Origin of the sequence: Microvirga massiliensis, assembly GCF_001006805.1 — a bacterium.
GTDB lineage: Bacteria > Pseudomonadota > Alphaproteobacteria > Rhizobiales > Beijerinckiaceae > Microvirga > Microvirga massiliensis.
The window spans coordinates 284,534-309,492 of the sequence record NZ_LN811355.1 but is presented as its reverse complement, the minus strand read 5'-3'; the positions used below and the strand labels follow the sequence as shown (position 1 = coordinate 309,492).

The 24,959-nt window shown below is 63.7% G+C and carries 24 protein-coding genes and 1 tRNA gene; 12 read left to right on the top strand and 13 right to left on the bottom strand.

The window, feature by feature from the left end; genetic code table 11:
- Positions 1–376 (bottom strand): 2-dehydropantoate 2-reductase N-terminal domain-containing protein (locus BN1233_RS19825; RefSeq protein ID WP_046865310.1); only part of this gene is annotated, 376 nt, incomplete at its 3' end.
- A gap of 227 nt (positions 377–603) precedes the next feature.
- Between BN1233_RS19825 and BN1233_RS19820 the strand changes: the two genes are divergently transcribed.
- A complete protein-coding gene (locus BN1233_RS19820) occupies positions 604–2,037 on the top strand; it encodes a helix-turn-helix domain-containing protein (protein WP_046865309.1) in 1,434 nt (477 codons plus the stop codon).
- Positions 2,038–2,220: 183 nt separating this feature from the next.
- On the opposite strand, the gene BN1233_RS19815 is transcribed toward BN1233_RS19820, so the two are convergent.
- Together BN1233_RS19815 and BN1233_RS19810 are read right to left on the bottom strand one after the other, a co-directional pair.
- Positions 2,221–2,305: transfer RNA gene (locus BN1233_RS19815), tRNA-Leu, on the bottom strand.
- 128 nt (positions 2,306–2,433) lie between these two features.
- Positions 2,434–2,733: a FliM/FliN family flagellar motor switch protein gene (locus BN1233_RS19810; protein ID WP_046865490.1), complete on the bottom strand. Its 300-nt coding sequence runs from the start codon at positions 2,731–2,733 to the stop codon at positions 2,434–2,436.
- 48 nt (positions 2,734–2,781) lie between these two features.
- Between BN1233_RS19810 and lipB the strand changes: the two genes are divergently transcribed.
- From lipB to BN1233_RS19790, 4 genes are all read left to right on the top strand, one after another.
- The gene (lipB, locus tag BN1233_RS19805; protein WP_046865308.1) at positions 2,782–3,492 is read left to right on the top strand and encodes a lipoyl(octanoyl) transferase LipB; all 711 of its coding nucleotides are present in this window, start codon (positions 2,782–2,784) and stop codon (positions 3,490–3,492) included.
- Positions 3,493–3,551: 59 nt separating this feature from the next.
- The gene (locus tag BN1233_RS19800; protein WP_046865307.1) at positions 3,552–3,881 is read left to right on the top strand and encodes a putative periplasmic lipoprotein; all 330 of its coding nucleotides are present in this window, start codon (positions 3,552–3,554) and stop codon (positions 3,879–3,881) included.
- Between the two features lie 256 nt (positions 3,882–4,137).
- Positions 4,138–5,745, top strand: coding sequence for a carboxyl transferase domain-containing protein (locus BN1233_RS19795; RefSeq protein ID WP_046865306.1), 1,608 nt, complete (start codon positions 4,138–4,140; stop codon positions 5,743–5,745).
- A 145-nt stretch (positions 5,746–5,890) separates the two neighbouring features.
- Positions 5,891–6,073 (top strand): hypothetical protein, encoded by a 183-nt coding sequence (locus BN1233_RS19790; RefSeq protein WP_046865305.1) that lies wholly within the window; start codon positions 5,891–5,893, stop codon positions 6,071–6,073.
- 15 nt (positions 6,074–6,088) lie between these two features.
- Here BN1233_RS19790 and BN1233_RS19785 read toward each other — a convergent pair whose 3' ends face one another.
- Positions 6,089–6,298 (bottom strand): DUF2842 domain-containing protein, encoded by a 210-nt coding sequence (locus BN1233_RS19785; RefSeq protein ID WP_046865304.1) that lies wholly within the window; start codon positions 6,296–6,298, stop codon positions 6,089–6,091.
- Between the two features lie 117 nt (positions 6,299–6,415).
- On the opposite strand from BN1233_RS19785, the gene BN1233_RS19780 reads away from it, so the two are divergent.
- Positions 6,416–7,543, top strand: a complete 1,128-nt coding sequence (locus BN1233_RS19780; RefSeq protein WP_052763855.1) for a COX15/CtaA family protein — start codon at positions 6,416–6,418, stop codon at positions 7,541–7,543.
- Positions 7,544–7,613: 70 nt separating this feature from the next.
- Here the strand turns inward: BN1233_RS19780 and BN1233_RS19775 are convergent, their stop codons facing one another.
- The 3 genes from BN1233_RS19775 to BN1233_RS19765 form a co-directional block, all read right to left on the bottom strand.
- Positions 7,614–8,897: an O-acetylhomoserine aminocarboxypropyltransferase gene (locus BN1233_RS19775; protein ID WP_046865302.1), complete on the bottom strand. Its 1,284-nt coding sequence runs from the start codon at positions 8,895–8,897 to the stop codon at positions 7,614–7,616.
- A gap of 77 nt (positions 8,898–8,974) precedes the next feature.
- Positions 8,975–9,502 carry a CoA-binding protein gene (locus BN1233_RS19770; RefSeq protein WP_046865301.1) on the bottom strand — a complete coding sequence of 176 codons (528 nt, stop codon included), beginning with the start codon at positions 9,500–9,502 and terminating at the stop codon, positions 8,975–8,977.
- Positions 9,503–9,639: 137 nt separating this feature from the next.
- Positions 9,640–10,452 (bottom strand): enoyl-CoA hydratase, encoded by an 813-nt coding sequence (locus tag BN1233_RS19765; protein WP_046865300.1) that lies wholly within the window; start codon positions 10,450–10,452, stop codon positions 9,640–9,642.
- A 70-nt stretch (positions 10,453–10,522) separates the two neighbouring features.
- Here BN1233_RS19765 and BN1233_RS19760 point away from each other — a divergent pair, with 70 nt between their 5' ends.
- The 4 genes from BN1233_RS19760 to argC all read left to right on the top strand — a co-directional run bounded on the left by BN1233_RS19760 (position 10,523) and on the right by argC (position 13,342).
- Entirely contained in the window at positions 10,523–10,960 is a 438-nt protein-coding gene (locus BN1233_RS19760; RefSeq protein ID WP_046865299.1) for a PaaI family thioesterase, read from the top strand.
- 176 nt (positions 10,961–11,136) lie between these two features.
- The gene (gene rplM / locus BN1233_RS19755) at positions 11,137–11,598 is read left to right on the top strand and encodes a 50S ribosomal protein L13 (RefSeq protein WP_046865298.1); all 462 of its coding nucleotides are present in this window, start codon (positions 11,137–11,139) and stop codon (positions 11,596–11,598) included.
- Between the two features lies 1 nt (position 11,599).
- The gene (gene rpsI, locus BN1233_RS19750; protein WP_046865297.1) at positions 11,600–12,076 is read left to right on the top strand and encodes a 30S ribosomal protein S9; all 477 of its coding nucleotides are present in this window, start codon (positions 11,600–11,602) and stop codon (positions 12,074–12,076) included.
- A 300-nt stretch (positions 12,077–12,376) separates the two neighbouring features.
- Positions 12,377–13,342 carry an N-acetyl-gamma-glutamyl-phosphate reductase gene (gene argC / locus BN1233_RS19745; protein WP_046865296.1) on the top strand — a complete coding sequence of 322 codons (966 nt, stop codon included), beginning with the start codon at positions 12,377–12,379 and terminating at the stop codon, positions 13,340–13,342.
- Positions 13,343–13,427: 85 nt separating this feature from the next.
- Here the strand turns inward: argC and BN1233_RS19740 are convergent, their stop codons facing one another.
- Positions 13,428–14,303, bottom strand: a complete 876-nt coding sequence (locus BN1233_RS19740) for a fumarylacetoacetate hydrolase family protein (RefSeq protein WP_046865295.1) — start codon at positions 14,301–14,303, stop codon at positions 13,428–13,430.
- A 486-nt stretch (positions 14,304–14,789) separates the two neighbouring features.
- On the opposite strand from BN1233_RS19740, the gene BN1233_RS19735 reads away from it, so the two are divergent.
- Positions 14,790–16,106 (top strand): OmpP1/FadL family transporter, encoded by a 1,317-nt coding sequence (locus tag BN1233_RS19735; protein WP_046865489.1) that lies wholly within the window; start codon positions 14,790–14,792, stop codon positions 16,104–16,106.
- A gap of 90 nt (positions 16,107–16,196) precedes the next feature.
- Here the strand turns inward: BN1233_RS19735 and accC are convergent, their stop codons facing one another.
- The 4 genes from accC to BN1233_RS19715 form a co-directional block, all read right to left on the bottom strand.
- Positions 16,197–17,552 carry an acetyl-CoA carboxylase biotin carboxylase subunit gene (gene accC / locus BN1233_RS19730; RefSeq protein ID WP_046865294.1) on the bottom strand — a complete coding sequence of 452 codons (1,356 nt, stop codon included), beginning with the start codon at positions 17,550–17,552 and terminating at the stop codon, positions 16,197–16,199.
- 3 nt (positions 17,553–17,555) lie between these two features.
- On the bottom strand, positions 17,556–18,035 hold the full coding sequence (gene accB, locus BN1233_RS19725) for an acetyl-CoA carboxylase biotin carboxyl carrier protein (RefSeq protein ID WP_046865293.1): 480 nt from the start codon (positions 18,033–18,035) through the stop codon (positions 17,556–17,558).
- A 369-nt stretch (positions 18,036–18,404) separates the two neighbouring features.
- Positions 18,405–19,178 carry a DsbA family protein gene (locus BN1233_RS19720; RefSeq protein WP_082145548.1) on the bottom strand — a complete coding sequence of 258 codons (774 nt, stop codon included), beginning with the start codon at positions 19,176–19,178 and terminating at the stop codon, positions 18,405–18,407.
- A gap of 20 nt (positions 19,179–19,198) precedes the next feature.
- The gene (locus BN1233_RS19715; RefSeq protein ID WP_147707393.1) at positions 19,199–20,611 is read right to left on the bottom strand and encodes a M48 family metalloprotease; all 1,413 of its coding nucleotides are present in this window, start codon (positions 20,609–20,611) and stop codon (positions 19,199–19,201) included.
- A 104-nt stretch (positions 20,612–20,715) separates the two neighbouring features.
- On the opposite strand from BN1233_RS19715, the gene BN1233_RS19710 reads away from it, so the two are divergent.
- The gene (locus BN1233_RS19710; protein ID WP_046865487.1) at positions 20,716–21,894 is read left to right on the top strand and encodes a pyridoxal phosphate-dependent aminotransferase; all 1,179 of its coding nucleotides are present in this window, start codon (positions 20,716–20,718) and stop codon (positions 21,892–21,894) included.
- 76 nt (positions 21,895–21,970) lie between these two features.
- On the opposite strand, the gene BN1233_RS19705 is transcribed toward BN1233_RS19710, so the two are convergent.
- Entirely contained in the window at positions 21,971–24,847 is a 2,877-nt protein-coding gene (locus tag BN1233_RS19705; protein WP_046865291.1) for an Rne/Rng family ribonuclease, read from the bottom strand.
- Between the last annotated feature and the right edge of the window lie 112 nt (positions 24,848–24,959).

The following is a 24,959-nucleotide window of genomic DNA, read 5'->3' as shown; positions in this document are numbered from 1 at the left end:
CCAAATAGGGCAAGGGCGGCATGTTCATGAGCGACATGCACGGCACCTTGGCCTTTGCAATTCTGGCCAGGAGGTCCGGGATTCCGGAGCCGCCGTATTGCGGCTCCTGCATCGCGAGCGCCACGAGATCGAAGCCCTTCGGATCCACCGCAGACGGAGCCGCAGCCGAGAGCCGGCCCGGAGCATCCCGTGAGTCGATCTCGACCTTTTCCCCACCCGCAACAGGCATTCTGACGCGAATCCCGTTGCGGTTGATGAGCTCAGCGGTCGTGGAACGACAGACCAAGGTCACGTTATGGCCCGCGAGCAGCAGCTTCGCGGCGAGAAGGGAGCCGTAAGACGCTCCCAGGATCAGAATATTGCAAGCGCTCTGCACTACATTGCTCCAAAGTCGCAGGAGGGAACGGGCGTCGCGAGATCGACTCTCGTAGCATCCCGATACCGAGCCGCTGGCCTCCCCAATTTACAATCGTTCACAGATCCAGCTGCGGACGTTGTGATTAACGCGCTTGCAGGCCTCTGGTGCAACAGCCAGTTTGCAAAGAAAAGTTACCCTGATGGGGCTTTACAATGGCGCGATGAAAAGCTGTAAATGAATTCACAATGGCTGATGACGCCCGAAAACTCTTCGTCGGACCCCGGATCAAGCGCCTGCGACGCGAGCGGAACCTCACGCAGGCGCGCATGGCCGAGGAGCTCGGGCTGTCGCCCAGCTACCTCAATCTGATCGAGCGCAATCAGCGCCCCATCACGGCCCAGGTCTTGATCCGGCTGGCTCATGCCTACTCTGTCGATCCGCGCGAGTTCGCGACGGATCACGATGAGCGCGCCGTTTCGGAGCTCGAGGAAGTCTTCGCAGACCCACTGTTCCGGAACTCACCCGTCTCGCGCCTCGAATTGCGGGACATGGTCGAGAGTGCGCCAAGTGTCTCGGAGGCCATCAACCGTCTCTACCGGGCCTATGTCGCCCTCCGGGGGGCAACAGAATTACAGCCGACCCTCAGCGACCGTGATCGGGCAGAGGATGCTTCCCATGAGAGCCCGATCGACCGGATCCGGGCTCATATCCACGGATCCAAGAACTACTTTCCCGAACTCGACGAGGCAGCCGAGACTCTCGCATCCGACCTGCTGCTGAGCGGCCATGGGCTCTTCATCGGGATCAATGACCGTCTGAGATCGAAGCACGGAATCGGTGTGCGCATCATGCCGGTCGACGTGATGTCAGACAGCCTGTGGCGCTACGACCATCATCGGCGCCAGCTCTTCATCTCGGAGCTTCTCGACCAAGCCGCGAGGACATTTCAAGCTGCCTATCAGCTTGCCTTCGTGGAGATGCGGGAGGCGATCGATGCGCTCGCCGCCCGTTTCGAGCCCGAGAACGGGCCCACACGCCGTCTCCTGCGCATCTCGTTCGGCAACTACTTCGCCGGGGCACTAATGATGCCCTATGGCAAGTTCCACGATGCCGCCGAGAGCCTTGGCTACGATATCGAGGTGCTGAGCGCACGATTTGGCGCAAGCTTCGAGCAGGTCGCTCATCGGCTCACCACGCTGGCCCGGCCCGGTGCGAGGGGCATCCAGTTCTTCCTGATCAGGGTCGATGCCGCGGGAAACGTCTCCAAGCGATTCTCGTCCGGTCGCTTCCCGTTCTCGCAATTTGGCGGCACTTGTCCGCTCTGGAACGTGCACGCAACGTTCAATTCGCCCGGCCAGATCATCACCCAGGTGATCGAACTCCCGGATGCAACCCGCTGGTTCTCCATCGCTCGGGGCTTCAAGAAAGCGTCGACGCCCTGGGGGATCGCAGAGCGGCAGTTCGCACTCGGACTCGGGTGCGAGCTGAAATACGCGCACCGTCTCGTCTACACCCAGGGACGCGATCTCGCCACGGCCGATGCGACGCCGATCGGTATCAACTGCCGCTTGTGCGAACGTCCCGCCTGCCCGCAGCGTGCGGCTCCGCCCCTGACTCGCACCCTGATCGTGGACGAGATGACGCGCGGCGTCTCACCTTTCGTCTTCAGCGAGACATAGCGCGCCATTCGCCCACGAGCCCTGAATTTGTCGGGCATCGCGACGAGGCGTTTGGGGCCGGAGCCATATGCGGGAATGCGGATCGCCCAGAGGCAGAGGGGAGGGCAAATGAATGCCCTCCTCACAAAGCTGTCCGTCTCGGACTTTTCGGGAGATCGAAGCACCCGGTTCACATGAACCGGATGGTGCGGCCGAGAGGACTCGAACCTCCACGGGTCTCCCCACTAGCACCTCAAGCTAGCGCGTCTACCAATTCCGCCACGGCCGCATCGACAGCAGAACCGGGCGCAACGTCCCGGGGCGGCGGAGCGTGTAACAGATCGATTGAGCGCCTACAAGGCCCGTCTGAAGCTTCGTTGCGGGGCCGCGCGGCCCTGGGGATTTCGATCCAGGACGTTATACCAGGGCGGCAGCGCGTGCGGCGATCGCGCCTTCGCCGATCGTTGCGCCGGGCGTCGTGACGATCTCGGGCCTTCGGATGATCTCGGTAACCTCGATCGCGATCCTCGTTCCCGTCACGACGATCTGTCCCCGCGCGACCGGGTGGTCGTTGGCGAGGATCTCGACGAGATCGTCCTCGGTCGATTCGAGCTCGATCACGGCCCCGCGCCCCATGCGCAAGAGCATGTGGATCGGCATCCGATTGCGGCCGAGCACTACGGAAAGATTGACCTTGAGATCGTCGAGCGCCGACAAAGCCTGCTCCATGCGTCCAAGCGGACCTTTTCAGAACATGGTGAACCATTGGTAAACGACCGTGCCTCCCTGGTAGAACGGCTCCTGCCGAAGCCGGGCTCGGACCCTGTCGAATGGGTGATCTCGGATCGCCCGGTCGATTACGAAGCGGCAGTCGCCGCGATGGAGGAGCGAGTCGACCTGATCCGGGCAGGACAGGCCCCCGAGCGAGTCTGGCTCCTGGAGCATCCGGCGCTTTACACCGCGGGCACCTCTGCGCGGGACGAGGATCTCGTGGACCCCGGTCGGTTCCCGGTCTTCCGATCGGGGAGGGGTGGGCAGTTCACCTATCACGGCCCCGGGCAGCGGGTCGCATATGTGATGCTCGATCTGCAGCGCCGTACGCCGGATCTCCGGCGTTATGTGGCTGCTCTAGAGAGCTGGCTCATCGGCACCCTCGCGGAGTTCAACGTCCGCGGCGAACGCCGGGAAGACCGAGTTGGGGTTTGGGTGCGCAGGCCGGATCGCGGCGATTCGGAAGACAAGATTGCGGCGATCGGCATCCGCGTGCGACGGTGGGTGACGTTCCACGGCATCAGCCTGAATGTCGAGCCGGATCTCTCGCATTTCGCCGGGATCGTACCCTGCGGCGTGCGCATCCACGGGGTGACGAGCCTCGTCGATCTCGGGATTCCGGTCACGATGGCCGAGACGGATTCGGTCCTGCGCCGTGAATTCGAGCGGGTCTTCGGGCGGACCGCTCCGGTAGCTGAGCAGTAGCTTCACCCGCGGCCCGGACTCCTCTACGGTGGGGGACCACTTCGAGGACCGGCTCTGGAATGAAACACGCTCTTCTCCTCCTCTCTGCCGCTATCGTCCTGGGCGGCTGTGCCTACCGGCCGACACCGACCGAAACCATTCGGATCGTCGACTCGGTCGCGGACATCCGGACGTGCAAGCGCCTCGGAGAGGTCAGCCCCACGGTCCCGACCGTTCCGGGTTTTGACGCAGCCATGGAGGGCATGCTCCAGGGGATTGTTGCACTTGGCGGAACCGACCTTTACCTGCAGCAGCGCTCGCGTAGCGATTGGTTGGAGGTCCGTGGGATCGCCTACCGGTGTCCGAGCGCCCACGAGGTGACGAGGAATGTGGTGCGCGTGAAAGGCTGAGGCACCTCCCTGAGGAGTGGAGCCGAGGGGCGTGGTGTCTCCCCCTTCCCCGGCTGCTGCGGAGTCCTCCCTTCGAGGGAGAGGCGGAGCCCTCCTTGACGGGAGATGTCAACACCCGAAGGGCGGGGGGCGAGGGTGGTAGCGCGACACAGGTCGTCTGATCTCGAGGCATTAGCGGTGCCGGAAACAATCCCTTCCACCCGGATCGCTGCCTCCGAGCCCGTGCATTCTCGACAGAAGAGAGCCGTGTGAACGAATGCCCGCGATTGCCAGTGCCGTAAATCTCCGGTCCGACGAGGCGTCCTCGAACCGGGCTGCCTGGGCTCTTCTCGCATCCGAATTGATGGAGCGACGGAAGGCGGTCGAGAAGGGCGGTCCGCCGCGTGCGCGGCAACGCCACGAGGGGCGTGGTAAGCTCCTTCCGCGGGACCGTGTCACTGGGCTGCTCGATCCGGGTTCGCCCTTCCTCGAGCTCGGCGCTCTCGCGGCCAACGGGATGTACGGCGAGGACATTCATGCCGCCGGTATGATTACCGGAATCGGCCGGGTCATGGGCCGGGAGGTGATGGTCGTCTGCAATGACTCGACCATCAAGGGCGGAACCTACTTCCCGATCACGGTCAAGAAGCATCTCCGGGCGCAGGAGATCGCCCGCGAGAACCGTCTGCCCTGCATCTATCTCGTCGATTCAGGGGGCGCGAATCTTCCGCAGCAGGCCGAGGTCTTTCCCGATCGGGAGCATTTCGGGCGCATCTTCTACAATCAGGCGACGCTCTCGGCGCTGGGCATCCCCCAGATCGCCTGCGTGATGGGATCCTGCACGGCGGGCGGAGCCTATGTGCCGGCCATGTCCGATGAGACCGTCATCGTCCGTCGGCAGGGCACGATCTTCCTCGGCGGGCCGCCCCTCGTGAAAGCCGCAACCGGAGAGGTCGTCTCCGCAGAGGATCTCGGCGGAGCCGACGTGCATGCGCGTCAGTCGGGCGTGGCAGACCACTACGCGACGGATGACCGCCACGCCCTGGCGATCGTCCGGCGCATCGTCGGTTCCCTGAACACGCGCAAGCGTGTGGATATCGACCTGACCGAGCCCGTCGACCCGAAATACCCGGTCGAAGATCTCGACGCGATCGTCCCGACGGATCTCAAGAAGCAGTACGATATCCGGGAGGTGATCGCGCGGCTCGTGGACGGGTCGGAGTTCGACGAATTCAAGCGCCTCTACGGCACAACGCTCGTGACCGGCTTCGCACGCCTTTGGGGCATGCCGATCGGGATTCTCGGCAACAATGGGATCCTGTTCTCCGAGAGTGCGCTCAAGGGAGCCCATTTTATCGAGCTATGCTGCCAGCGCCGGATTCCCCTTCTGTTTCTGCAGAATATCTCGGGCTTCATGGTGGGTCGCCAATACGAGGCCGGCGGCATCGCGAAAGACGGTGCGAAGCTCGTGACAGCCGTCGCCTGTGCGCAGGTGCCAAAGATCACGCTTCTCATCGGAGGATCGTTCGGGGCGGGCAATTATGGGATGTGCGGTCGGGCGTATGGACCGCGGTTTCTCTTCACCTGGCCCAATTCCCGCATCTCGGTCATGGGCGGCGAGCAGGCGGCCAGCGTTCTCGCGACCGTCCGACGCGACAACTTCGAGGCCGACGGCAAGAGCTGGAGCGCGGAGGAAGAGGAAGACTTCAAGGCGCCGATCCGGCACAAATACGAGCAAGAAGGTTCGCCCTACTACGCGACGGCGCGCCTATGGGACGACGGGATCATCCTGCCCTCGGAGACGCGCCGCGTGCTCGGCCTTGCCTTCTCGGCGACACTCAATGCTTCGATCCCGGAAACGCGCTTCGGTGTGTTCAGGATGTAGCGCGGGCCGGAGCGACGCTCAGGCCAGCCAACGCACAGCGCTTTGAGCGGGACGCGGCGGCAAGCGCAGAATTCGCGCCCGGGTGAAGTCTCACGCTGCAACCCTGGCAGCCAGGCCGCGTTGCCTCCGGAGCAGGAGAGCAGCAATGGCTCAGAATCCCGGCGCGAAGAACCAGACGACCAATCCCGGCGACGAAGCAAAGCCCGGCACGCCCGGAACCGGTGAGAATGTCTGCCCGCGTTGCCGCGGCACCGGAAAAGTCGAAGGCGCTGCGTGCCCGGACTGCGGCGGTTCCGGCAAGGTCACCGAGGGCATTGGCGGCGGATAGAGCGCGAAGGTCGGATCACTCCGGGTCGGGCCGCTCCATCCAGCGGATGAGCGGCAGGAGCGGAACGACCCAGGCGAGACCGAGCACCACGAAGGCAAGTACCTGAATCGCTTGCGGTGCGGCCAGGATGCGACTCTCCGCGAGCGCCATCGCGACCGGACCATAGATCAGCACGAACAGCAGGATCAGCACCGTCCCGACGAGCTTGCGTGTGCGCTTTTGCATGAGGTCCTCACAGAATTCAGGGGCAGGGTGCGGCACCACCGGTCGTTGCCCCTGTTGCAGGGGGCCTCTATGTGACGGGCTCGAGCCCTGCTTCAAGTCCAACAGGCGCCGTCCGACATGCCAGCCGCATCCACTTTGTCACAAGCCCGAGAAGACCGTCCGCGCGCAATGCAGGGCACTGCGGCGCTTCGGCTCTGGATCGTCGCGCTGGCCGTTCTCGTCGTCATCATGATAGCCGTCGGTGGTGCGACCCGCCTGACGGGATCAGGCCTTTCGATTACGGAGTGGCGACCTGTCACGGGGGCGATCCCGCCCTTGAGCCACGAGGCGTGGCTCGCCGAGTTCGAGAAATACCGCCAGATCCCGCAATACGAGCTGCTCAACAAGGGCATGACGCTCGGCGAGTTCAAGGTGATCTATGCCTGGGAGTGGGGCCACCGGCAGCTCGGACGCCTTATCGGTCTGGTCTTTCTGCTACCGTTCGTGTGGTTCTGGTGGCAGGGCATCCTCCGCCGGGAGCAAGCGCTCGCGCTTCTCGGCATTGGCGCTCTGGGCGGACTGCAGGGCGCCATCGGCTGGATCATGGTTGCCTCCGGGCTCGAGCCCGGCATGGTCGCCGTTGCGCCGCTGAAACTGATGCTGCACCTCGTGACGGCGAGCCTGATCCTCGCATCACTCGTCTGGATGGCCGCGGGGCTGACCCAATCTCATACTCGTCCAACTCTCGGAGAGGAGAAGATGAGAGCAGGGGCCCGATTCCTGGCACTCCTGTCTCTTTTCCAGATTGCGCTCGGCGCACTCGTTGCGGGCTCGCATGCAGGGCTGACCTACAACACTTGGCCGCTGATGGACGGCCAGCTGATCCCGCCGCTTTCAGCGCTGTTTACCGTGACTCCGTGGATCGAGAACTTCGTCGATAACGTGACGCTCGTGCAGTTCAATCACCGGATAGTCGCTTATCTCCTCGTCGCTGCTGCCATTTGGCACGCGGCGAGAGGAAGCCAGCTTGCGGCCGGAAGTGCTGCAGCCACGCGCGCGTGGGCACTTGCCGGGCTTTGTCTGGCCCAATCGGTCCTCGGCATCGTGACGCTGCTCCTCGCTGTGCCGCTTTGGGCCGGGCTGCTCCATCAGCTCGGCGCCATGGTGGTTCTCGCCATGGCCGTGGCTCACGCGCGGCTGAGCCGTCGCCAGCTCAAGCCCGAGGCCAGGGAGGACACCAGCCCGGCGCTCGGCGCCCCTGCCTGAGAGCAGACAGATTATCAAGCATCTCGCTGATACCCGTTCGTTGGCGAACGGGTATCGCGCATTGTGAGATTCAGGCCGCGGCGAGAGCCTGATCCAGATCCTCGATCAGGTCCTTGGTATCTTCGAGCCCGACCGAGAGGCGCACGACTTCCGGACCGGCACCGGCCAGAACACGCTGCTCGTCGCTGAGCTGGCGGTGCGTGGTCGAGGCCGGGTGAATCACGAGCGAGCGGGTATCTCCGATATTCGCGAGATGCGAGAACAGCTTGAGATTGGACACGAGCCGAACACCAGCGTCGTAGCCCCCCTTTACCCCGAAGGTGAACACCGCTCCCGCACCGCGTGGACAGTATTTCTGGGCGAGGTCGTGGTAGCGGTCGCCGCGCAGCCCCGGATAGCTCACCCATGAGACCTTGTCGTGAGAGGCGAGGTGCTCCGCAATGGCGAGGGCATTGTCGGAGTGGCGCTGCATGCGCAGGGGCAGCGTCTCGATTCCGGTCAGGATCAGGAACGCATTGAAGGGCGAGAGGGCGGGGCCAAGATCCCGAAGGCCAAGCGCCCGGCAGGCAATTGCAAACGCGAAGTTCCCGAATGTCTCGCTCAGGACCATGCCGGCATATTCGGGGCGAGGCTTCGACAGCATCGGGTAGCGTTCGTCTCCGGCCCAGTTGAACGAGCCGCCATCGACGATGAGGCCCCCGATCGAGTTGCCGTGGCCGCCCAAAAACTTGGTCGCCGAATGCACGATGATGTCGGCGCCGTGCTCGAAGGGGCGGATGAGATACGGGCTCGCCATCGTGTTGTCGACGATGAGCGGGATGCGGTGCTCCTTCGCAATCGCCGAGATTGCTTCGAGGTCGACGATGACACCGCCGGGATTTGCGATGGATTCGACGAAGATCGCCTTCGTCTTCGGAGTAATGGCGGCCTCGAAGCTCGAGGGATCGTCCGAGTCGGCCCACACGACTTGCCAGCCGAAATTCTTGTAGGCGTGGGTAAACTGGTTGATCGACCCGCCATACAGCTTGCGCGACGCGACGAATTCATCGCCCGGCTGCAGCAGAGAGTGGAAGACCACAACCTGCGCGGCATGGCCGGATGCGACGGCCAGTGCGGCCGTGCCGCCCTCGAGAGCCGCAATCCGCTCCTCGAGCACGGCGCAGGTCGGGTTCCCGATCCGGGTGTAGATGTTTCCGAATGCCTGGAGCCCGAACAGCGATGCCGCATGATCGACGTCGTCGAAGACGAACGACGTCGTCTGGTAGATGGGCGTCGCGCGTGCGCCTGTAGCCGCGTCCGGGGAAGCCCCGGCGTGAATCGCGAGAGTATTGAAGCCGGGCTTGCCGTCTGTCACGGGAGTACTCCTGGTTGGTATGTCGGTCCCCGCGTTCTGAATATCGAACGAACTGCTGTGCGGTCAAGGTGGTGGAATCAGTGGGGCCGACTCAGGCTCAGTTTCTGGAAGCCGCGGCCCGCGAGAACGGGCCTCTTCGAGCTGAGCATCCCCGAATTAACCCCTTGCCAGGAAATCTCACCGGAGAGGCGCCCGAACTCTATCTTGGGGCACCGGTCCATCACGACCTGCACACCTTGTGCTTCCGCCCGCGCTGCGGCGGCGTCGTTTCGGACCGACAACTGCATCCAAACGACTTTCGGAGGTGGATTCAGCCGTAAAGCCTCATCCGTAATGGCGCCTGCAGCTTCCGAGTTGCGGAAGATCTCGACCATGTCGACCGGCTGCGGAATATCGGTAAGGCGCGCGAAGACGGGTCGTCCGAGCAGTTCCTGCCCTGCCAGACCCGGATTGACCGGAAATACCTCATAGCCGCGTTCGAGGAGATATTTCGTCACGATCCAGCTCGGCCGCGCCGGGTTTTTCGATGCGCCGACCAGAGCAACGGTCTTCACGCCCTGCAGGATCTCGCGGATGTAGTCGTTCGAGTAAGTGTCGTGGTTCATGCGGGGACCATAGGAGGCGCGTGGTCTCGGTTCAACGCGCCGGCGAGACGGGAAACTGCACCATCCCTTGGATAAAGCTCGGGCCCGCAACCGCGCGAGTTCCTCGGAGCTGAGGCGCTGATGGCAGCCGTCGGAGGCTACCGATCCTCCCAGTTGGGACGGCGCTTCTCCAGAAATGCGCCGATGCCCTCTTCGGCATCCCGCGCCAGCATGTTCTCGACCATCACCGCCGCGGCGTGCCGGTATGCCGAGGTGAGATCGAGCTCGATCTGATCATAGAAGGCCCGCTTGCCGGTCTTGAGCGCTACCATGGATTTCTGGGCAATGATTCCGGCCATGCGGGTCGCCTCAACGAGCGCTTCCCCAGGTGCGACGACACGGTTGACGAGCCCCATTCCGGCCGCCTGCTCGGCGCCGATCATCTCGCCGAGCAGCAGCATCTCCATGGCGTGCTTGCGGGAGACATTGCGCGACAGCGCCACCATGGGCGTGGAGCAGAACAGACCGATATGGACGCCGGGCGTGCAGAACCGTGCCCCGGCCCCGGCAACGGCGAGGTCGCAGCTCGCGACGAGCTGGCATCCCGCCGCAGTCGCGACTCCCTCGACGGCAGCAATGACCGGCTGCGGCGTCCGAACGATCCCCTCCATGAGGCGCGAGCAGCGTTCGAGAATATCCGAGAAGTAGGCACGCCCGCGATCCGGCTCACTGCGATGGGCCGACATTTCCTTGAGATCGTGCCCGGCGCAGAAGGCCGGCCCCTCGGCCGAGAGGATCACGACGCGAGCGGATGAGTCCGACGCAATCCGCTCGAGCTCGGACGTCAGGGCCTGCATCGTGGCCTCGGAGAGTACGTTCCGAGCTTCGGGCCTATTCAAAATCAGATAGGCGATGCCGGCGTCGTCGCGACGGAGGACCGGCTGGGTATCTGGGCGCAATGCGATGTTCATACCTTGAGCCTCATCCATGGGTGCATTGTCGAAGGGCACAGTTCGTGTTGCAAGGATCGCGGGAGGAGCCATGCATCAGCCGGTCATGACACGGGATGACGTCGAGGCGTTCCTCGAGCAGGAGTTCCCACAACTCCACTATGGTGGCCGTACCTACCACATCGAGAGCGTAGGGCCACTCTCTGCGCAATTGAGGATGGATTACCACGAGCGCCACATCCGCCCGGGCGGGACATTGTCGGGACCATCCATGATGGCGTTGGCGGATCTCGCGATCTACGTCGCGATCCTCGCCCAGATCGGACCCGTCGCTCTCACGGTGACTACGAATCTCTCGTTCAATTTCCTGCGCAAACCCGGGAAACGGGCTCTGATTGCGGATTGCCGCATCCTGAAGCTCGGCCGGCGGCTCGCAGTCGCCGAAGTTGGCATCCGATCCGAAGGCATGTCCGATCTCGTCTGTCACGCAACTGGAACCTACTCGATCCCAAGCAATGCGGTATCTTGATACCGGCTGCCAAAAAGGCGTATCGGAGCTTGCGTTCCGGCGGGTTGGACTCGCTATTTCGAGTTGACTCGACGGGCGCCATCCCTTAGGAAGCGGCTATCTCGCCGCCGCGTTTCGCGGCGGTTTGTCGTTTCAAGCAGGCCGGGCGGTTGTCCCGGAGCCAACGGGACCGAGCGATGAAGACGTTTTCGCTGAAGCCCGCCGACGTCGAGAAGAAGTGGGTCGTGATCGATGCAACGGGTCTCGTCGTAGGCCGCCTCGCGTCGATCGTAGCAATGCGGCTGCGCGGCAAGCACAAGCCGACCTATACGCCCCACGTCGATTGCGGCGATAATGTTATCGTGATCAATGCCGACAAGGTGGTCTTCACCGGCCGCAAGCGCGAGCAGAAGGTCTATTACCACCACACCGGCTACCCGGGCGGGATCAAGGAGCGGACCGCTAGGTTCATTCTCGAGGGGCGCTTCCCTGAGCGCGTCGTCGAGAAGGCGGTCGAGCGCATGCTGCCGCGTGGCCCGCTGTTCCGCCAGATCATGGGGAACCTGCGCGTCTACAAGGGCAGCGAGCATCCGCATGTGGCACAGCAGCCCGAGACGCTGGATGTGGCCGCCCTCAACTCCAAGAACGTGAGGATCTGAGATGGCGACCCTTCAGTCCCTTGCCGATCTGGCACAGACGACCCAGCCGACGACTCCCGAAGCCCCGAAGCACGTCCAGAAGCTGGACGCCCACGGCCGCGCATATGCCACCGGCAAGCGCAAGGATGCTGTCGCGCGCGTGTGGATCAAGCCCGGGTCGGGCCAGATCGTGGTGAATGACCGCCCAGTCGACACCTACTTCGCACGGCCGGTTCTACGCATGATCTTGCAGCAGCCGCTGAAGCTCGTGAACCGGGACGGCCAGTATGACATCACCGTCACGGTGGCTGGCGGCGGCCTTTCCGGACAGGCCGGCGCCGTGCGCCACGGCCTTGCCAAGGCGCTGACCTATTATGAGCCGGAGCTTCGCGGCCCGCTCAAGAAGGAAGGTTTCCTGACCCGCGACCCGCGTGTCGTCGAGCGCAAGAAGTACGGCCGCAAGAAGGCTCGCCGGAGCTTCCAGTTCTCGAAGCGCTGATCAAGCGCCACGCTCAAATGCACCGAAAGGCGGCCGTCCTGCGGCCGCCTTTCCCTTTTGGACCTCTCTGTCGGAGCCAGATGCTCCGGTGCATCGTTGACAGTTTCGGAGAGGTTGCCAATATGCCCGCCATGCTGTCGAACCACATCAGCTTCCGACGTTGCAAACTCGCCCGACCGGCGCGATCGCGATGATGCTGCAATGATGTGAGCCCGCGAGCCGCGCCCCGAGCGCGGCTTTTTGCTATGTGACGGGTTGCACGCCCAGGGTGCCGACCCGCGAGATTGAGGGACGAGAGCGATGACAACCCAGACGGCAGCGGATGTAAGGAGTGGATCCCGGACGGGACGCGTCTTCATCGACGGTGAGGCAGGAACGACCGGGCTCGGCATCCGGGAAAGACTCGACCGCCTCTCCGGCATCGAGGTGAAGAGCATCGCCCCCGAGCGGCGAAAGGATCCGGCGGCGAAGCGGGAGATCCTGGCCGAGGTTGACCTCGTCATCCTCTGCCTGCACGACGAGGCGGCACGCGAGACGGTCGCTCTCGTCGAAGAGATGGGGGAAAACGGACCGCGGATCCTCGATGCGAGCACGGCGCATCGCGTAGCGCCGGGTTGGGTCTATGGATTTCCTGAGCTTGCGCCCGGCCAACGCCAAGCCATCGTGCGGGCGAACCGCGTGTCCAATCCAGGGTGCTACCCCACGGGTGCGATCGCGCTTCTGCGGCCGCTGGTCGGGGCCGGCCTTGTTCCTGCCGATCATCCGGTCTCTGTGAACGCGGTGAGCGGCTATTCGGGCGGAGGCCGGTCCATGATCGAGGCCTATGAGGCTGGTCGTGCCCCGGCCTTCGAACTCTACGGGCTTGGTTTCGAGCACAAGCATGTGCCCGAACTCCAGAAATACGCAGGGCTGACGCGCAGGCCGATCTTCGTCCCGTCCGTGGGCAATTTCCGGCAAGGCATGCTCGTCAGCGTGCCCCTGCACCTCGATACCTTGCCGGGATCACCAAGGGCTTCGGACCTGTCCGCCTGTTTCGTGGATCACTACGCAGACAGCGAACTCGTGCGTGTCGTGCCGACCGTGGAAGACGGCAAGACCACACAGCGGATCGAGCCCGAGGCCCTGAACGACACCGATTTTCTGGAGTTGCGGGTCTTCGGACACCCCAACCTGCCGCATGCCCTCCTCGTGGCGCGGCTCGACAATCTCGGAAAGGGTGCGTCAGGGGCTGCCGTTCAGAACCTCCGCCTGATGCTCGGCGTCTGACAAGCAACTCGCGGCTTGGACCGGATCTCTGCGGTCCAAGCCGTTACGGCGATCTAGCCGCTCCGTTTTGCAGCGGCAGCGTCCGTCAGCGCCAGGTGGTGCTCGTGTCTGCCGTGGCCTCGAACCCGACAACCTTGCTGCGCTGCTCTCCGAGCCTTTCGATGCCGAGGCTCACCACATCACCGGCCTTGAGAAAGCGTGGCGGCTTCATTCCAAGGCCGACGCCGGGTGGCGTCCCTGTCGTGATCACGTCGCCGGGCTCGAGCTGCATGAAGTGGGAGACGTAGGCGACCAGCTGCCGGGCCGTGAAGATCATGGTCTTCGTCGAGCCCTTTTGCATGCGCTCACCGTTCACATCGAGCCACATTTCAAGGTTCTGGATGTCCGGGATCTCGTCCTGGGTTACGAGCCATGGACCGAGGGGGCCGAAGGTCGGGCAGCCTTTGCCCTTCGTCCAGGTGCCGCCACGCTCGAGCTGATACTCGCGTTCGGATACGTCGTTGCAGACGCAGTAGCCTGCCACATAATCGAGCGCCTCGTTCGCGCCGACGTAGGAGGCCGGCCGGCCGATGACGATTGCGAGCTCGACCTCCCAATCCGTCTTCAGGGATCCACGGGGAAGCATGATATCGTCATTGGGGCCGACGATGCAGCTCGGGGCCTTGTTGAAGATGATCGGTTCCGCGGGGATGGGCGCTCCGGTTTCGGCTGCATGATCGGCAAAGTTCAGGCCAATCGCGATGAAATTCCGCACATTGCCCACGCACGGGCCGAGGCGCGTTCCAACGGGTACTGTAGGAAGAGAACCCGGGTCGACCGCAGCGAGCCGGGCGAGGTTGTCCGGATCGAGCGTGCTGCCGCTCACGTCGGAGACGTGGCCCGAGAGATCTCGCACCTGGCCGGAGGAGTCGACAAGCCCAGGCTTTTCCTGTCCAGGCGATCCGAAACGAACGAGCTTCATGTGAGATTCTCCAAAGCCAGACGATTGTGGCGATCGGGTTCCTTCTAGCCCGAACTCGGCCGTGAAAACCACCATCCGAAAAGATCGGCGCCGGCGACCGCCTTCCAGTCACATGGCCTGCCAAAGAGCGCCGTAACCCGCCCATCGAGGTGGCACAACCGAGCCGATTGCGTGTGTCTGGACTGAGATTCATGCCTCAGGTCTGTTCGAGGACCTCCATGGAGAGGGATTGTTGCAGCTTTGTCACACCGGCCGGGCACGTAGTGCCCCTCGGTGTTTGTGGCGTGACTTTCCAACGTGATGGCAAGTAGGCTTCGCTCGTTTACACGTGAACAGTAAGTCGCTCGCCGTGCGAGTCTCATGCAGGTGCGAAGTTCGGCAACACCGGAAGGCTGAGACGCAACTGTCGCGAGTAGTTCGAGGCGAGACTTGCGGCGCAGATGCTGCACCGCAACAGTAGAGTTCTTCATCACCTGGGGCATTGCGATGAGAGCTGATTGTCGTTTCTTCCTGATTGCCTCCATTTCGGCAATAGCGGTCTCGGCGTCGAGCCATACCCATGCCGGCGGCTTTGCCCTGCGCGAGCAGAGTGCCGCCGGACAGGGCATGTCGTTTGCCGGCGTAGCAGCAGGTGCGGGTGGGCTGTCCTCGATGTTCTGGAATCCGGCGACGATCACTATGTCGCCCGGGTTCCAGAGTCATCTGATGCTGTCGGCAATCATCCCGACCTCTGAAATTACGCCACTCGCCGGCACGAATCCGATCCTGCTCCCGCTCGGCCCCTCAGGGGATCTCGCGCTCGATGCGGCTCTGCCTGCGAGCTACAGCTCCTACCAAGTCAACGATCAACTGTGGCTAGGGCTCTATGCCGGCGCGCCGTTCGGGCTCGCGACGAAACCCGGGCCGATCTGGGCGGGCCAGCTTTATGCCCGAACGACGCAGGTCACGAACTACGAGGTTGAGCCGACGATCGGCTATCGCGTGAACGACTGGCTATCGGTCGGTGCCGGGCTGCGCGTCGAGTATTTCGACGTACGCTACAACTCAGCGGTCGGCGGGGCGCGCGCCTTTACGGCGTTTGCACCGACAGGTGGTCTCAGTGGCGACAGCTACGGAATTGGTTTCGCCCTCGGAGCAACGCTGACCCCACTGCCCGGCACGATGATCGGCGTCGGTTTCAGGTCGGCCGTTGAACATGATGTCGAAGGTAAACTCAATTTGGGGCCTCCGATCTTTCAGCGAATCAAGGCCGACCTCATTCTTCCGGAAACAGTGACCGTCGGCCTGCAGCAGCAGGTCACGGATGCGTTCTCGATCGCTGCAACAACTGAGTGGACGAATTGGAGTCGTCTCGGCTTTCCACGCGTGCGAAATGCAGTAACTGGCGGGTTCGCGCTCGTTCCGACCTTGCCTCTGGACTGGGACGATGGGTGGTTCTTTTCGATCGGCGGCGAGTATCGTCTCAATCCCGCACTAACTCTTCGCGCGGGCTTCGGCTACGAGATTTCGCCGATCAGCGACGAAGTGCGAACGCCTCGCCTTCCCGATAGCGATCGCTACTGGTTCTCCGCGGGCGCGACTTATCAGTTCAACCCGCAGCTCTCGTTCGATGTCGGCTACACCTACATTCTCGCAGACGAGGCCGATGTCCGGGTCGTACCCGGCAATCCGACGTTCAATCCGCAATTTGGTCCTCTGATCGGAGATGTGGATGCCGACGTTCACATTATCTCGCTCGGCATCCGCTACCGGTGGGACAATCCCATCCAGCCGATCGCGTCGCCACTCGTGCGAAAGGGGTGAGCTTCGACGAGCCGGAACGGAGCATTCTCCGCCACGTGAATTGACGGGAAGACGCCGTTTCCAATCCTCAGCGCGAGGGATGCCCGCCGGTCAGTTTTCCTCGAGTCCCCCTGTCTTGAGGAAAGACTCCAGCCAATGGATGTCGTAGTCGCCGTTCTGCACGTCGGGATTGCGAACGAGCGTGCGGAAAAGCGGCAGCGTCGTATCGATCCCGTCGACGACGAATTCGTCGAGCGAGCGCCTCAGGCGCATAAGGCACTCGTTGCGCGTCCTGCCATGCACGATCAACTTCCCGACCAGCGAGTCGTAGTGCGGCGGGATGCGATAGCCCTGATACGCAGCCGAATCGACGCGGATGCCGAGCCCGCCCGGCGGGTGGAAATAGCTGATCGTTCCGGGTGACGGCCTGAAAGTCGTTGGATGTTCCGCATTGATCCGGCACTCGATGGCGTGCCCTTCGATGCGAATATCCTCCTGCCGCACCGATAGAGGCGCGCCGGCAGCAACGCGGATCTGCTCGTTGACGAGATCGATCCCGGTGATCATCTCGGTCACCGGATGCTCGACCTGGATCCGCGTGTTCATCTCGATGAAGTAGAACTCACCGTTCTCGAACAGGAACTCCACGGTGCCGGCGCCGAGATATTGCAACTCGGACATCGCCTTCGCGACGGTACCGCCGATGCGGTCACGCATGTCGGCGTTCAGGGCCGGGGAGGGGCCTTCCTCCCAGACTTTCTGGTGACGCCGCTGCAGCGAGCAGTCGCGCTCGCCGAGATGCACCGCGTGGCCCTTGCCGTCGCCGAGGACCTGGATCTCGATGTGACGCGGCTTCTCGAGATACTTCTCGATATAGACCGCATCGTCGCCGAATGCTGCCTTCGCCTCGGTTCGTGCAGTGGCGAGCGCGTAACCGAGTTCGCTGTCGTTGCGAGCGACCTTCATGCCGCGTCCGCCGCCGCCGGCAGCTGCCTTGATGAGAACGGGATATCCCATGTCGCGGGCGATACGCCTCGCCTCATCCTCGTCCGTCACGGCGCCCTCAGAGCCGGGGACGCATGGGATTCCGAGGCGACGCGCCGTCCGCTTCGCCTCGATCTTGTCGCCCATGATGCGGATATGCTCCGCCTTCGGCCCGATGAAGGTGATGCGATGGTCCTTGAGGACTTCTGCGAAACGTGCGTTCTCCGAGAGGAAGCCGTAGCCCGGATGAACCGCATCGGCTCCCGTGATCTCGCAGGCGGCGATCAGCGCAGCGACGTTCAGATAGCTGTCCCGTGCCGGCGGCGGGCCGATACAGACGCTCTCGTCGGCGAGGCGGACATGCATCGCGTCGGCATCGGCCGTCGAGTGCACGGCGACCGTGGCAATGCCCAATTCTTTGGCTGCCCGGAGTATGCGAAGAGCGATTTCGCCCCGGTTCGCGATCAGGATCTTGTCGAACATTATTTACTCGATCAGCAGCAGCGGCTCGCCATATTCGACTGGCTGCCCGTCCTCAACGAAGATGGCCGTCACGATGCCTGCTCGGGGCGCCGTGATCTCGTTGAACGTCTTCATCGCTTCGACGAGAACCACCCTGTCGCCGGCTTCAACTCGCGAGCCGACGTCCACGAACGGCTTCGCGTCCGGAGACGGGCGCCTGTAGACCGTTCCGACCATCGGCGAGACGACGGCTCCCGGGTGGGCTGCTGCAGATTTCGCGCCAATGGGCGCCGGCTCCGCGACCGAGACGGGGAGCACAGCAGGAGCAGGGGGCGCAGCGGTCGGCATCTGAACCGGCACTGCGATCTGGGCGGGTGCTGGCGCACGCGCGACCCTGATCCGAAGATCGCCCTTCTCGACCTCGATTTCGGTCAGATTGGTTTCTGCGATGAGGGTCGCGAGCTCGCGAACGAGCTCGGGGTCGATCGGATGTTCGTTGGCCATGGGGAACGCCCTGTCCTTCTTGGCTTTAGGCATTGAGTTTCGCGTGCCCGTACACCGTTGATTGCAAAGTGCTGGAAGCGAGCCGACAGGTCGCCGACTTCCGATCGCAGTTCACGACGGCTGCATCCACCGCATCACCTCGAACGCGTCCAGCGTCTCGGCGTTACCGGCTCCGTCGGACTTGAGAACGGCGATCGCGGCCGGCGATGAGAAGGCTCCGCCGGGCTGCACCGGCGCGCCGTCTTAGCCAAAACACGCCAAGTGCGAAAGAGGAAGCCGGCAGGGCGTCGGAGTCCGGCCGGATCGATGCCTTCCGTAAAGGCCTGGGAGAGAAGGGCTTGCCCTGTAAGGAGCGGGCTCCGAATGCCCTCAGCAGGTCGCTCGGCCACACTGACGAACGCCGGCCACGACCCGCCGGAGCGGCTCGGCCCCGACTGCGCCTGGAATGATCTCCTCGCCGACGATGAAAGCCGGAGTCCCGGTCAGGCCGAGCTTGTCGCCGAGGGCAACATTCTCCTGAAGGGCTGCAAGGATGGCCGGGCTCTCCATGTCCTTCTGGATGCGAGCCACATCGAGTCCCATCTCCTTGGCGAGCGCCAGCGCCTTCTCCCCGTTCACGCGACCACGGGTCTCCATCAGCCGGACGTGGTAGTCGAACAGCTTGTCTCCGGAGATCTGATTCTTCACCGCCAGCGCGACGCGACTGGCCTCGACGGAGTCCGGACCGAGGACCGGGAAATCCTTCATGACGAGCCGCAGCTTCGGATCGCCCTTTACCAGCCCACGCACATCAGCGAGGGCGCGCTTGCAGTAGCCGCAGTTGTAGTCGAAGAACTCGACGAGCGTGACGTCTCCTTGCGGATTACCCGCGACGATCGAGTGCGGTGCGTTCAGAAGGGTGTCCTTCGAATCGCGCAGCGCCGAGAGGGTCGCGGTCCGCTGCGCCTCGGCTTGACGCTTCTCGAGTTCCGCGAGCGCCTCCTGGAGAACTTCGGGGTTCTGGACGAGATACTCCCGAACGATCTCGCCGATGGCCTTGCGCTGCTGTTCGCTGAAGAGGGAGCTCTGCGCGCCGGCAGTCGTTCCGAGGCAGAGCAGGAGGCCGAGGGCGGTGAAGGTCTTTTTGAGCGTCTGGGCGCGCATGATGGCTTTCCGGGATGAGATCAGTTGTCTTGAGAAGGGCGGTAGTTGAGGATGTCCTCGGCCTTCAGATAGGCCGGGGAGCCCGGTTTCAGCTTCGCCATGGCGCGGCTCGCCTGGGTCTGGGCATTGCGAAGATCGGCCGAGTTGAAGAACGCTTGCGCGGATGCCAGTTCGGCGCGGCCGATATCGCCCTTCCGTCCATAAGCCATTGCCAGGAACCGGAACCCGTCGGGAGATTCCGGCTCGCGTTGCGTCGTGATGCTGAGTTCCCGGATCGCGGCATCGGCATCTCCCGTTGCGAGCAGAGCCTGGCCGAGCATGACCCGTATCGGGATCCCACCCGGCGCGAGCGAAACCGCCCGGCGAAGCGGCGCAACTGCTTCCCGCGCCCGGCCGCTCTCGAGAAGAGCCTGGCCTTTAAGCTCATGGAAATAGGCATTCGAGGGTTGCTCTGCGACTAACCCGTCGATCGCAGCGAGCGCTTCCGAGAGGCGGCCGCTGCGATAGGCTAAGACCGCGCGGGCATAGCGTGCCGGTGCGCTGGTATTCGATGGCGGGTATCGCCGCAGGACCGTGTCCGGACGCTCGACGAATCCGGCGAGCTTGGCGCGCATGAGATCATGGCGGGCCTGGAGCTCGGGAGAGTCTTTCCGTCCGAAATGCGGGCTCTGCTTGGCGAGGCGCTCGAGCTGGCTGATGCGCTCGCTGGGGAGCGGATGTGAAATCAGATACGGGTCGACCGCTCGCGATCGGAACAGGCCCGAGTCGGCGAACCGTGCAAAGGTCGTCAGCATTCCCCGTGGCGATTGCCCCGTCGCCGCGAGGTAACGCAAGGCTGCGGCGTCCGCGGCTTGCTCCTCGGAGCGCTGGTAGGCGAGCAGATTCCGGCGGACGAGTTCCTGTCCCCCGGTTAGAATGCCCATGGCGCCCGTGCCGGTATTCCCGACGCCGCTGCCAGAATTCGCTGCGCCGACCATCGCGCCCGCTCCAGCAAGCATGCCAATGACAGAGAGGATTTTCGCATTCGCAACCTGCTGGCGGAGGCGTGCAAGGTGTCCACCCGCAATATGGCCGGTCTCATGGGCGATCACGCCGATCACCTCACCGGGCGTCTCCGCATCGAGCAGCGCTCCGACGTTGATGAAGATCTTCTGCCCATTCGCGACGAAAGCGTTGAAGGAGCGATCATTCACGAGAATGATCTTCGTCGCCTTCGCATTGACCTTCGCGGCTTGGAAGATCGGTACGGCGTAATCCCTGAGCAGGTCCTCCGTTTCGGCATCCCGAACGATGCTCTGTCCTCGGCGTTCCTGTCCGGATTGCTGAGCGGAAGCGGGTATCGCCAGCGCCGAAACGAACGCTACCGCGAGACCGACGATCCGGCTTGGGGGAACTCTGCGGCGCAGGTGTCCCTGAGTAGGCTCAGACATCATGCTCCTCCGGTTACCTTCCCGGCCGGGATCGCGTCAAATCACGGCTCCGTATGCATCCGTCCCATTGCCTTGAGGAAGAGCGGCTCACGAGCTACGAGCCGCAGATGAGCATTCCTCCGTCACATAATCCACCGGCCGTTGCGGGTCGCCTTTCTCGCGTCGCGCCGTTCCTCGCCATGGATGTTCTGAGCGCAGCCGCGGCGAAAGAAAGGCAAGGCGAGGCCATCGTCCACATGGAGGTGGGCCAGCCCTCCGCTGCGGCGCCGCGGATCGTCCGCGAGGCCGCCAAGGCTGCCCTCGACCGCGGAGCCATCGGATACACCGAGGCGCTCGGCCTCCCGGCCCTCCGGGAGCGGATCGCGCAGCATTATCGCGAGACCTATGGCGTCTCCGTGTCGCCCGAGCGGATCGTCGTGACGACCGGCTCCTCGGCGGGCTTCGTCCTTGCCTTCCTAACCCTCTTCGATGCCGGCCAGCGCGTTGCAATCACCGCGCCCGGCTATCCTGCTTATCGAAATATTCTGCAGGCACTCGATCTCGAGCCTGTTACCGTTCCGCTCCGCCCGGAAGATGGCTTCGCCTTGACGGTGGAGGCGCTCGAGCGGGCCGGCTCTGGAATGCCTCTCCACGGTGTGCTGGCGATGAGCCCTGCCAATCCGTCGGGCACGATGATTGGGACAGACGAAATGGCGCGGCTCGCCAAGCACTGCGCAGCGCACGGCGTCTGGTTCGTGTCAGACGAGATCTATCATGGCCTGACCTATGATCGCCCGGCCTCGACGGCACTGTCGGTCGATGACGACGCGGTGGTCATCAACTCGTTCTCGAAATATTTCTGCATGACCGGGTGGCGTATCGGCTGGATGGTCGTACCCGACCGGCTCGTCCGTCCCATCGAGCGGCTCGCGCAGAATCTCTACATCTCGCCCCCGTATTTGTCGCAAGTTGCGGCGGCCGCGAGCTTCGAGGCTACCGAGGAACTCGAAAGCATCAAAGCCGGCTATGCCCGCAACAGGGCGATCCTGCTAAACGAGTTGCCGCATCTCGGGATCACGGAGATCCATCCCGTCGATGGCGCCTTCTACATCTACGCCGATATCGCACGGTTCACGAACGATGCGGCCGGCTTCTGCGCGCGGATGCTGGACGAGGCGGGCATTGCGGCGACCCCGGGGCTAGACTTCGATCCGCTCGAGGGCGCTCATCATCTGCGGCTGTCCTTCGCCGGGTCAGAATCGGATTGCCGAGAGGCCGTGATCCGGCTGAAGAATTGGCTCCGATAAGCCGGGCCGACAGCCCCTCAACTGGATCGGGCCCGTGTCACGGGCCCGATCGTATCGCTGTCGCGGAGAGTTTGGGTCAGCTGCCGCCGAGCACCGACTTTGCACGTGACCACCAGCCGGCCCGCTTGGGTCGATCGGGGTCAGGCGGAGTCAGCACGACCGCAACCGGCTCGGGAGCGGGCTCCGGAGCTGTCGGAGATATGGGCTCTGCTTCCGTGGCTGATGTGGTCGAAGCTGCTGCACCGATCTCGGCCGGCAGTTCGGGCTCCCCGGCAGACTGAGGTGCATTCTCCCCAGCCGGGACTGGAGAGAGCTCAGGCACTGCCTGCTCCTCCCCAGCGGTCGGAGCCTCTTGCTCTCCGATCTGCTGTAGCTGGACTTCTTCCCCTTGGCCTTCGGCCGGGCTCTCGGGCGCGCCTGCAAAGAAGTCGCGCCCATTCCCGCCGCGCCCTCCACGCCGTCCACGCCGCCGCCGGCGTCCGTTCCTCTCATCTGAGCCTTCCGCGTGACGCGTGCCTTCTTCGGACGGCTCACGCTCGACGGATGGCTCGTCACCTTCCTGCGCTGCCTCCTCGTGCGACTCACCTTCGGTCCGCTCGTCAGCGTGAATCTCGCGCTCACCGCGTCCGCGCCTGCGACGGCGGCGTCTGCGACGGCGGCCGCTCTCTTCTCCGTCGTGCTCGGCGCCCTGGGCTTCTTCGCTCGTGACGAGCTCTTCGTCGCTACCGGTATCCTCTTCGTCCTCCTCCGAATCGAGCTCTTCGTACGGCTCGTCGATCGGAAGAATCGTGTCGATCTGAACACCGGTGGCTGGCGCACGGGTTTCCACCCGAATGGCCGGCTCACCACGGTCGACGGCAAAGGTGGTCGTGCCGCCCAGGCTCTCGTCCGCGGTGACGGAGATCGTCACGCCGAAGCGCGTCTCGAGGTTGCGCAGGTGCGTGCGCTTCTGGTTGAGGATGTAGAAGGCAACCTCGAGACGGGTACGCACCACGAGATTGTGGGAGGCACTCCGGATCAGCATCTCTTCGACGGAGCGCAGGATGTGAAGCGCAACCGACGGAGTGGAGCGAATCGATCCGGTGCCGGCACAATGCGGGCATGGGATCGTGGAGGATTCGAGCACGCCCGTGCGGATGCGCTGCCGTGACATCTCGAGCAGGCCGAATGGGGAAATCCGTCCGAGCTGGATGCGTGCTCGATCGTTCTTCAGGCACTCGGTCAGTTTCTTCTCGACCGCACGGTTGTTCCGCTTCTCCTCCATATCGATGAAGTCGATGACGATCAGGCCCGCGAGGTCCCGCAACCGGAGTTGCCGCGCAATCTCCTCCGCGGCCTCGAGATTCGTCTTGAGGGCCGTGTCCTCGATGTTGTGTTCACGCGTAGCCCGCCCGGAGTTGACGTCGATCGAGACGAGCGCCTCGGTGGGATTGATGACCAGATAGCCGCCCGATTTCAGGGTGACGTGATTCGAGAACATCGCATCGAGCTGCGCCTCGACGCCGTAATGAGCGAAGAGGGGATGCGGGTCACGGTAGGGCTTCACGATCCGCGCCTGGCTCGGCATGAGCATGCGCATGAAGTCCTTGGCCTCGCGGTATCCCTCTTCACCGGAGACGATGACCTCGTCGATGTCCTTGTTGTAGAGATCGCGGATCGCCCGCTTGACCAGCGAGCCTTCCTCGTAGACCAAGGCCGGCGCCGTCGAACTCAACGTGAGCTCACGAACGCTCTCCCAGAGGCGCATCAGGTATTCGAAGTCGCGCTTGATCTCCGGCTTGGTGCGGGATGCACCCGCAGTCCGGAGGATGATCCCCATCCCTTCTGGAACTTCGAGTTCCTGCGCTATCTCCTTCAGCCGCTTCCGGTCCGCTGCATTGGTGATCTTCCGCGATATGCCGCCGCCTCGACCGGTATTCGGCATCAGGACAGAGTAACGGCCGGCCAATGACAAATACGTCGTGAGCGCAGCACCCTTGTTGCCGCGCTCTTCCTTGACGACCTGCACCAGCAGGATCTGCCTGCGCTTGATGACTTCCTGGATCTTGTACTGACGCCGGGGCTGGCGAGGCCGCTCGGGAACGTCCTCGAGCGCATCTCCTCCGCCTACCTGCTCGACGGCTTCCTCGCCGTCCTCGGCGTCGCTTTCGTCCTCTTCGCCGTTCTCGGCGTCCTCCGCCTCATCATCCTCGGAATCGTCCTCGGCCTCATCGAGGCTCTGCTCATCCTCGTTGACGGACCGCGCTTCAATTCCGGCGGAGAGTTCCTCTGCCTCGCTGCTGGCCTCTCTGTGATGTGCTTCGACCTCGCCATACTCGTGGGCCGGCTCCGGTTCGGCGCGGTCGTCCTCGCTCCTTGCCTCCGCCTCCGGCTCGACGGCCGCGGACTCTTCCGCGGGAGCATCGATCAGCGCAACGGCCTGCGACTCCTCAGTGGAGATCTCGGGCGCCGGCTCGACCGCCAGACCATCCTGCCCGCCGAGTTCCGTGGAATCCGCGGCGCGGAATTCCTGAGGGACCGGCGCATCGAAGAACTCTCCGGGGACCGGTACCTCGCCATCGGTCCCTGCCGGCGCGTCCTGGCGCACGGTTTCGTCGGCACGCGCCCTCTTCGGCTTGGAGCCGCGCCGCCGTTTGCGCTCCTCGGCCCGTTCCTCATCGCGGGCGGCCTCTGCTTCCGCCTCGAGCAGCGCCTGCCGATCCGCGACCGGGATCTGGTAATAGTCCGGATGGATTTCGCTGAAGGCGAGGAAACCGTGCCGGTTGCCGCCATATTCGACAAAGGCCGCCTGGAGAGACGGTTCGACGCGCGTGACCTTTGCGAGATAGATATTGCCGCGGAGCTGTCGGCGGCTAGCTGACTCGAAATCGAATTCTTCGACCTTCTGACCGCGCACCACCACGACCCGGGTCTCTTCCGGGTGGGAGGCATCGATAAGCATTTTGTTCGCCATGATGAACTCTCAACAGGGCGATCATCGGCAGGACCTCACGTGGGGATGAGATGGAGGCGGGGTATGTTCCCGACGTATTCGCGCAGGGAGCGGAAGGCGCCTCGCAGGTGCC